This is a genomic window from Actinomycetospora sp., assembly GCF_055612215.1.
This window is the reverse complement of record NZ_JBVPVA010000602.1, coordinates 1-1,860: the sequence shown is the minus strand read 5'-3', so window position 1 is coordinate 1,860 and position 1,860 is coordinate 1. Positions and strand designations below refer to the sequence as shown.

General features: G+C 69.9%; 2 protein-coding genes. Both read left to right on the top strand.

Annotated features, from left to right (window positions below; translation table 11 throughout):
* Positions 1 to 867, top strand: an 867-nt coding sequence (locus AC0CYZ_RS16460; RefSeq protein WP_472217221.1) for an AMP-binding protein, incomplete at its 5' end; no start/stop codon positions are given.
* A gap of 17 nt (positions 868 to 884) precedes the next feature.
* Positions 885 to 1,860 (top strand): AMP-binding protein (locus tag AC0CYZ_RS16455; protein ID WP_472217219.1); only part of this gene is annotated, 976 nt, incomplete at its 3' end.

Sequence of the window (1,860 nt, the reverse complement as noted above, 5' to 3'; positions counted from 1 at the left end):
TCGGTGCTGTCCGGCTCGTGCCTGACGCTGCTGCCCCGCTTCGACGGCGCGAAGGCACTCGAGGTCATCGGGCGCGACCACGTGACCGTCTTCGAGGGCGTGCCCACGATGTACTCGGCGATGCTGCACGTGGCGGACCGCGACCGCTACGACGTGTCCTCGCTGCGCGCGTGCGTCTCCGGCGGCTCGGCGATGCCGGTCGAGGTGCTGCGCGGCTTCGAGGAGGCCTTCGGGTGCATCGTCCTCGAGGGCTACGGGCTCTCGGAGACCTCGCCGGTGGCCTCGTTCAACCACCCGCACGCCGAGCGCAAGCCCGGCTCGATCGGCACCCCGGTCGAGGGCATGGAGATGCGGCTGGTCGACGACCAGGGCGAGGACGTCACCGGCGACGCGGTCGGCGAGATCGCGATCCGCGGCGAGGGCCTGATGAAGGGCTACTGGGGACGCCCCGAGGCCACCGCCGAGTCGATCCCCGACGGCTGGTTCCGCACCGGCGACCTGGCCCGGCGCGACGAGGACGGCTACTACGCCATCGTCGACCGCAAGAAGGAGCTGATCATCCGGGGCGGCTACAACGTCTACCCCCGGGAGATCGAGGAGGCCTTCTACGAGCACCCGGCCGTGGCCGAGGCGGCGGTCGTCGGGATCCCCCACACCGACCTCGGCGAGGAGGTGGGCGCCGCGATCGCGCTGAAGCCCGACGCGTCGGCCACCGTCGAGGAGCTCCGGGACTTCGCCAAGGAGCGGGTGGCGGCCTACAAGTACCCGCGCCACGTCTGGCTGCTCGACGAGCTCCCCAAGGGACCGACCGGGAAGATCCTCCGTCGCTCGGTCGAGTTGCCGGCCGAACTCCAGAAGAAGGACTGAGCCCCGGGGAGGCAGACATGACCGAGATCAGCGATTCGCCGGAGGTGCGCCGGGCCCACCGCAGTGAGCTCGACCCGGTCACGTTCCTGTGGCGCAGCGAGTTCGTGTACCCCGAGAAGGTGGCGGTCGTCCACGAGAACCGCCGCTACACCTACCGCGAGTTCGCGGGCCGCGTGCGGCGGCTGGCGTCGGCGCTCCGCGACGCCGGGCTGGAGAAGGGCGACCGGGTCGCGTTCATCGCCCCGAACATCCCGCCCCTGCTCGAGGCCCACTACGGCGTCCCCGCCGCGGGCGGGGTGCTCGTCGCGATCAACCACCGCCTCACCGCCGACGACGTCGGGTTCATCCTGCGGCACTCGCGCGCCCGGCTGGTGTTCGTCGACCACGAGTACGAGCACCTCGTGGCAGACCCTGCCGACCCTGCCGATTCCGCCGACGACGACGGCTCGGCCGTTGAGCGTGTCGTGCGGATCGACGACACCGGGGCCGCGGGGGATCCCTACGAGGACTTCCTCGCCGGGGGCTCGGAGGAGCCGCTGCCGGTGGTCCTCACCGACGAGGACGAGCCCATCTCGGTCAACTACACCTCGGGCACCACCGGGGCCCCCAAGGGCGCGGTCTACCACCACCGCGGCGCGTACCTGAACGCACTCTCGAACATCGTGAGTTGGGGGATGCCGCCGCACCCGGTGTATCTGTGGACGCTGCCCATGTTCCACTGCAACGGCTGGTGCTTCACGTGGACCGTCGCCGCGGCTGCGGGTACGAACGTCTGCCTGCGCAAAGTGGAAGCAAAGCAGGTGTTCGATCTCATTCGCGAGCATCGCGCCACGCATTACTGCGGCGCGCCGATCGTACACAGCATGCTCATCAACGCGCCGGAGGAATTAAGGCGCGGGATCGATCACACGGTATCGTGCCTCGTCGCAGCCGCTGCGCCGCCTGCCGCAATCATCGAAGGGATGCAGCGCATGGGCTTCGACATCACGCATG